The following is a 7,318-nucleotide window of genomic DNA, read 5'->3' as shown; positions in this document are numbered from 1 at the left end:
AATTTTTGCGCGGTAGTATAATTCTCAGTTATAATTGCTTCAGAATGCTTTGTGCTATACTTGTTTATTTGATTTATGGCTTCTTCAGTACTATCAACTATTTTAACGGCCATTATATAATCTAAATATTCAGTTGACCAATCTTCTTCTTGTGCCGGTTTCATTTGAGGTATTATTTTCAAGGTTTTTTCGCAACCTCTTAATTCTACTTTCTTTTCAAAGATTGAGTATATTTTTGGTAGAAACTCTTCTGCAATATCTTTGTGGACCAATAATTTTTCTGCTGCGTTACAGACGGAGGGTCTGCTCATTTTAGCGTTTTCAACGATTTTAAGTGCCTTTTCAAGATCGGCTTGTTTATCAACATACACGTGGCAGTTCCCCGCCCCCGTTTGTATAACAGGGATCATAGAATTTTCAACCGTATTTTTAATTAAAGATGGACCGCCTCGAGGTATCAGCACATCGATGTATTCGTATAGTTTCATCAATTCATCAACAGCTTTTCTATCTATAACCTCAATGAATTGCACTATATCCTTTGAAAAACCAGCTCTTTCAATAGCTTGATGGATAATCTTCACCAAAGCGTTGTTAGAATGAATCGCTTCAGAACCACCTCTTAATACCACACAGTTACCCGATTTTACACATAATGCTGCTGCATCTACTGTTACATTTGGCCTGCTTTCATATATAATGGCGATTACCCCTAAAGGGACTACCATCTTTCCAATCATCAATCCGTTTGGCCTTTTCCACATTTGAGAGATGTTACCAACACTACTTTGAAGTTGTGCCACTTTTTGCACACCTTTAGCCATTTTGGTAATTCTTTCCTCGTTCAGTAACAGCCTATCTAAAAGACTGCTTGACATCCCAGTGTTTTTAGCAACTTCGACATCCTTTTGGTTTTCTGATATTATATAGTTTTTATTGGCCATTAGCTCTTCCGAAATATAGTTAAGAATTTTGATCTTATCCGTTTCAGAAGTTGAGCTAAAGTTTCTTGAAGTATCTTTAGCCTTTTTTGCCTTGCTTAAAACATACTCCTGTAAATTCACAATTTTGCCCTCCCTCTCTTGATTTTCTCCCCGTTTTTTTTTTATGTTTTTTAATTATATCATAACTTTTTGACTGTGAACGTAAAGGCAAAGCTCACCTTTTTTATATAATTATATTATTTCATGAAATAGTTCTTTTACTTTTGCTTTTAATTCCTTTAATAGGTTTTCTCCTTGGCTTGTAATAGAGTAATATATTCTTTTTTTACCTTCTACTATTTCAGTTCTTTTAGTGAGAAGATTTTCTTTTTCCATCTTGTGTAGTAAGGGATACAAAGTACCTGGGCTTATATTGTAACCGTGCCTTTTTAACTCAGAAATCATCCAGCTTCCATAGATTGGAGCTTTTTGTGCATGGTGCAATATATGTATTTGAATTAAACCATTCAAGATTTTATTTAAATATTTATTCATTTTAATATTATCTTTTGATTCTTCTATGAGTATTTTCCTCCTTTCATTTTAATTTATATTATTTTTGGAAACTCTGAAACCTACTTTAAACCTTACTTATAGAATTCAAAAATTTTTAAAATACCTCCATTATTCTTAGCGCCCTTCCCCCGCTGCCCACCCATGAGGAAAAGGATCTTTATTAGCTCCCTTCGCCCTGCAGCCCGCCCGGATGGGTGGAGGAGGGCTCCACCCTGTAACCCTTATAAACGCAGAATCTTATTTTTGAAAATCGTTTTATTTCTAAAGTGCCTATTTTAATTTAGAGTGTTATCAAGTTTGAATTTGAACAGGAAAAGGGTGAAAACAGCGGCACTTTCTACTATCATGGAAAAGATAACCAAACTAACGATTGTATGATCATACAAGACCCCCATAATAGCACTACCTATGAACCAAAAAAAGCCGAAGATAGCGTTAAAAAAACCATATGCGGTTCCTCTTTTCTCAGGGGTGACAATATCGGCTACAACAGATTTTAAAATCGATTCTTGGGCTCCCATTCCGATTCCCCACAAAATAACGCCTAAGATCACTACCAATGAAGAGTTAGATAAAAATGAAAAGGGAGAAAAAAATATTGAGAGACTGGAAGCAATTATGAGGCTGGTAACTCCTACTTTATCGTAAAACAAACCAAAGATCAATGCAGAAACAGCATCAACTCCCATAGCTATCGCATACATAAAAGGTATCATAGTTGGACTGAAAATATCAATTTTTTGAAAATGGAACGCCAACAAAGGAAAATCTGCAAAACCTGCTGCGATTAAGGAGATGGCTACTAAGTACAACCAGTACGATTTTGAGATCCCCTCAAAGTTAATCGTCTCCTCTTTCACTTCAAATTTCTCGGGTTGTGGAAAGTTCAATCTACTAATTAACAGCAAGATTAAAGTAATCAATGCAGGTATCAATAATATTGCAAATGCGAATCGGTAGTTTGCTAACTCATCCCCTGACTTGAATAATAGAATCAAACTTAAAATAACAGGTCCTGAGACAGCTCCAATTTGATCAAGGACCTCTGCTATGGCAAATCCTTTACCACTTCCCACATTTCGCGCTGCGTAAGACATAAGGGTATCTTTCGAAGGCTTTCTTATAGCTTTTCCTGTTCTTTCCATAATTATTAGCATAGCTGCTATTTCCCATCTTCCGGCAAGAGCCAATAAAGGAACCGCGAATAAATCCATCCCATACCCTAAAAAAGTGAAAAGCCAATATCTACGAGTTTTATCACTTAAATAACCAGTTAACAACCTCAAACCGTAACCTATGAACTCGCCTAAACCTGAAATGATTCCCACCGCAGTTGCACTCGCTCCTAATAAACCTAAATACGGACCGATTAAACTTCTTGCCCCTTCATGTGTGATATCTGCAAATAAACTCACAATTCCCATAGCAACTATAAAACCGATAGCCGTTTTTTTCGTTTTAGAGCACCTTCCTTTGTTTATTTTTTAAAGATATCTTCGCGAAGTATCCCATACTCATCGAAGCTACTTTTCATTGTGAATAATATTGTTAGGGTTACGGAAAGAGAGACCGACGTTAAAATAGCTACATATATGGCGATTTGGTATTTTATAGCTGTTTGTGGAGACGCCCCTCCCAAAATCTGACCTGTCATCATTCCAGGTAGATACACGATTCCAACTGTAGCCATGCTTGCTATGGTTGGTCTAAGAGCAGATATCAATGCGTTCCTTAAATATGGGAGTGTAGCTTCATAAACGGTGGCCCCATTTCCCAAAGCAAAAAAATATCTCTGTTTATTTCTTTGTATATCTTTGTAAAAATTACTAATTCCAATAATATCTCCTGTTAAAGCGTTACCTAAGAGCATTCCGCCAAGGACAACGAAATATCTTGCTGTGAAAATGTTATCCAATCTTAAAATTATAAAATCAAAGTAAAAAAGTACAATAAAATTTGAAATAGCAAGGGCAAAGAATACAGGCCAAATGAACCTTTTGAAATTTAAACCGCTACTACCAATCACTCGAAATACAGCAAAAGAGATCATAAAAAATAGCCAGCCTATATTCAACCATGTATAATCAAATTGGAAAAGATATACTAAAATTAAAGACATGATGAAAAGCTGGATGCTCATCCTGATCGTTGAAATTAAAGTATCTCGAGTTATTTTTAAATTAAAAATATAACTCAAGATAATGGGGAAAAATATTAATAAATAAGCCATTGCAAGTGAAAATAAAGAAATATCAGTTGTAGGTTCCATTATTATTCCCTCCCATCTCTATTATATTCAAACCTTCTTTATTTAACCATTCTTGATCATGAGATATTGCAATCAAAGTCCACTCTTTTTTTGATAATAAATATTCTATGACTTTATTTTTCATCTCTCTATCCAGAGAAGAGGTAATCTCATCCAATAAGTATAACTTTTTGTTTAAAAATGTAAAGATAGATATCAAAACTCTTTGTTTTTCTCCACCTGAAAGTGATTGGAAATCTTTATCTAAAATATTTTCGTGTAGTTCAAAAAAATCGAATAATTTTAGTAATTCTGATTCATTGAAAGATTTTTTAAGATTTATTTTATAATTCAATATAGTACGAATTATTTCTCTTACGGTTCCATCAGCAATATCTAATTCCTGCCCAATATACACAGCATCTCTTCTTAAATCCCATACATTTTTACCATTCAACTCTTCATTTTTGTATAGTAATTGTCCTTCGTCTGGTTTTATGAATCCTAAAAGTAGTCTAAAAATGGTGGTTTTCCCAATTCCAGATTTTCCAAAAATAAGTGTTTTACTCCCTTCTTGAACTTTGAGATTAAAATTTCTTAGGATGTACTTATCTTGGAATTTTTTTGAAACATTTTTAAATTCAATCAAAATTATTCCCTCCATATATCTAATGTCGATATCGAAAGACGATATTTATATTATAACTCTTTTTTTCAAATTGTCAATAAAAATGTCAGATTTTTCTATTGTTATGGTATAATTTTCTTCTGGAGGGATAAGTGTGAATATTAATCGATTCAGTGAAAATATCGTTATGCCTGTGTGCTTGGTCACTATTAAGAGTGGTTCTTTTGTTAATTCGATGACTGTGGCTTGGAGTACACCCCTTTCGTCAAATCCACCTCTGTTTGGATTTGCTATTAAAAAACAAAGATATACTTACCCCATGTTAATTAAGGAAAAAGAATTTACAGTCAGTTTTTTACCGTATGAGAAATCGGAGTTATCCGTAAAAGTTGGACGGATTTCTGCAAGAGAAGGTGATAAGCTCTCGGCAGCAGGAGTTAAGGTGAAAGATTCTGAATTCGTAAATGCCCCCTATATTGTTGATGGTTATTTTTCAATGGAATGCACGTTAGAAAATTCTTTTACTGTTGGAGATCATGAATTAGTTGTTGGAAAAGTGGTTGCTTTGCACAAAAATGAAGGATCATTAGAAAATTTAAAACCCTTGTTGTATCTAAGTAACGATACTTTTTCGACTCTTGATGCGACTAAAATTGAAAAGATCGATACTAAGAAAGTAATCGACGAGATTCGAAAAACAATAAAAAGAGGTGTGCAAGGTGATTGAAGAAGAAATTTCAAATAGCATCATTTTAGATATTGTAAAACCTTCTATCACCTTCCCAGAAATTAAGTTGGAAAAAGGGAATTCGTTAGGGTTATATACTACTAATACGGAATTAATGACCTCATATTTCTTTAAGTTAATTTCAGAACCTGAAAAGTACGCAAAAGAAGTTAAAATAAATGGATTTCTTGCAAACGGAATAAATTGGGTGGGAAGATCTTTTACACATATAGTGGTTCCTCAAATTTGGAAAGATAGCATATACAACATACTTAAAAACAAACCTAAAAGGCGTCATTTGATATTTATAGGAGCTAGAAAATGTGATATTAACTACGATGAGCTTTCTGACATTTCAACTATCATTTCTTATTATAAAAACGATTGCAGTATATTGGTGATAAGTGATTCTGTTGAACTATTACAAGCAACCACTGACAGAGTAGTTAATATGTTGGGAGAACCTATCGTATATGAATCAAAAGATTTTTTCAATTGATATTTTAGAAAAAAACGATTTTCTGAAATAAGATTTTGATTTTAAAAGGGCTACAGGGCAACAGCTAGATTTTAAAATTTAGGAGGATTTTGATGGCTTTAATAATAGACAAAGATGAAATCATAGGTACTTTAAAAAGAGAACTACAAGAAATAACAAATATGCAAGAATTTCAAAATCTAAAATCTAAATATTTAGGTAAAAAAGGTTTAATCAAGTCTCTAATGAACAATCTTAAAGATATCGACGATGTAGAATTAAAAAAAGAGTATGGTAAAAGTGTAAATGAATTGAAAGAAGAATTAGGAACTATTTTTGATGAAAAGTTGAGTGAGTTGGAAGAAAAGGAAAGGGAAGAAAAGGAGAAAAAAAACTGGGTTGATATTACGATTCCTGGGGCTCGTAGAAAGGTTGGGAAAGAAAATTTAATCACAAAAACAAGGAAAGAAATAGAAGAAATATTCATTGGAATGGGTTTTTCAGTAGCTGAAGGTCCAGAAATAGAGAATTCTTGGTACAATTTTGATGCGCTTAATACCCCTGAATGGCATCCTGCCAGAGAAATGCAGGATACTTTTTATTTATCTTTGGACAAAGAAAAGCTATTAAGAACGCATACTTCTCCCGTTCAAGTGAGAACTATGTTGAAAAGCAAACCGCCTTTGGCCATAATATCCCCTGGAAGGGTATATAGAAAAGATGAACTAGACGCCACGCATTCCCCCGTTTTTCATCAGGTAGAAGGGTTGTATGTTGATAGAAATGTTTCCGTTTCCCATCTAAAAATGTATCTTGAAGTTTTTGCTCAAAAATTTTTTGGGAATAAAGTTTCGATATTGTTACGCCCAAGCTATTTCCCTTTTACCGAACCGAGTTTTGAGGTAGATATCAGTTGTATCTTTTGTGGAGGAAAAGGGTGTAATGTTTGTAAAAATACTGGTTGGATAGAAATATTAGGAGCCGGTTTAGTTCATCCAAACGTTTTTCGAAGTGTTAATTACGATCCAAAAGTATGGCAAGGTTTTGCTTTTGGAATGGGAATTGAAAGAGTGGCGATGTTGAAATATAACATTCCAGATATAAGAGAATTTTATAAAAATGATGCAAGATTTATAGAAAATTTATAATCAACTATCCATCATTGACAAGCAAAATTTTAGAGGGAGGTAACGATGAAAGTATCTTTAAATTGGCTTGAAGAGTATATAAAAGTCACAAAAAATATCGAAGAATTAGTAAAAGAAATAAAACTTCACTCTGTAGATGTAGAAGGTTTTGAAAAAATGGGGAATGATCTTAACAATATAACAGTTGGAGAGATTAAGGAAATAACCCCACTTGAAAATGCTGATAATTTAGTAATTTGTAAGATAGACGTGGGGAAAGAGATCAAAAATATAGTCACTGGGGACCTTACGGTTAAGGTTGGAGAAAAAGTTCCAGTTGCACTTCCTGGGGCAACTTTAGCAAACAATATAAAAATAGAAGAACGAGAGTTCAAGGGAGTAATCTCTCAGGGAATGATGTGTTCTTTGAAGGAATTAGGTATATCTAGTGATGCGGATAAAATTTACAGAATAATAGATGATGTTCCGAATGGAACAGATTTTGTAAAATTTTTTGATCTGTATGACCACGTTTTAGAGATAGAGATACTTCCCAATAGACCTGATTTACTTTCTTATTTAGGTGTTGCCAAAGAGTTAGAAACGATAGA

General features: G+C 33.6%; 8 protein-coding genes and 1 pseudogene. 4 read left to right on the top strand and 5 right to left on the bottom strand.

Annotated elements, in window-relative coordinates; translation table 11 throughout:
• The 5 genes from AA81_RS01340 to AA81_RS01320 form a co-directional block, all read right to left on the bottom strand.
• Positions 1–1,064, bottom strand: a 1,064-nt coding sequence (locus AA81_RS01340) for a glutamate-5-semialdehyde dehydrogenase (RefSeq protein WP_103897948.1), incomplete at its 3' end; no start/stop codon positions are given.
• 111 nt (positions 1,065–1,175) lie between these two features.
• A complete protein-coding gene (locus AA81_RS01335) occupies positions 1,176–1,478 on the bottom strand; it encodes a PadR family transcriptional regulator (RefSeq protein WP_103076521.1) in 303 nt (100 codons plus the stop codon).
• 296 nt (positions 1,479–1,774) lie between these two features.
• Positions 1,775–2,923 (bottom strand): MFS transporter, encoded by a 1,149-nt coding sequence (locus tag AA81_RS01330; protein WP_103897947.1) that lies wholly within the window; start codon positions 2,921–2,923, stop codon positions 1,775–1,777.
• A 53-nt stretch (positions 2,924–2,976) separates the two neighbouring features.
• A complete protein-coding gene (locus tag AA81_RS01325) occupies positions 2,977–3,768 on the bottom strand; it encodes an ABC transporter permease (protein ID WP_103078970.1) in 792 nt (263 codons plus the stop codon).
• Positions 3,752–4,396, bottom strand: coding sequence for an ABC transporter ATP-binding protein (locus AA81_RS01320; RefSeq protein ID WP_169926325.1), 645 nt, complete (start codon positions 4,394–4,396; stop codon positions 3,752–3,754). Before AA81_RS01320 ends, AA81_RS01325 begins: the two co-directional genes overlap by 17 nt.
• Positions 4,397–4,529: 133 nt before the next feature.
• On the opposite strand from AA81_RS01320, the gene AA81_RS01315 reads away from it, so the two are divergent.
• The 4 genes and pseudogenes from AA81_RS01315 to AA81_RS01300 all read left to right on the top strand — a co-directional run.
• Entirely contained in the window at positions 4,530–5,102 is a 573-nt protein-coding gene (locus AA81_RS01315) for a flavin reductase family protein (RefSeq protein ID WP_103078968.1), read from the top strand.
• Positions 5,095–5,601 carry a hypothetical protein gene (locus tag AA81_RS01310; protein WP_103078967.1) on the top strand — a complete coding sequence of 169 codons (507 nt, stop codon included), beginning with the start codon at positions 5,095–5,097 and terminating at the stop codon, positions 5,599–5,601. The genes AA81_RS01315 and AA81_RS01310 overlap by 8 nt, the downstream gene beginning before the upstream one ends.
• A gap of 92 nt (positions 5,602–5,693) precedes the next feature.
• Positions 5,694–6,728 (top strand): phenylalanine--tRNA ligase subunit alpha, encoded by a 1,035-nt coding sequence (locus AA81_RS01305; RefSeq protein ID WP_103078966.1) that lies wholly within the window; start codon positions 5,694–5,696, stop codon positions 6,726–6,728.
• A gap of 45 nt (positions 6,729–6,773) precedes the next feature.
• Positions 6,774–7,318 (top strand): annotated as a pseudogene (locus AA81_RS01300) (phenylalanine--tRNA ligase subunit beta); the annotation flags it as partial.

The organism is Petrotoga halophila DSM 16923 (assembly GCF_002924615.1).
This window is presented reverse-complemented; position numbering and strand designations above follow the sequence as displayed.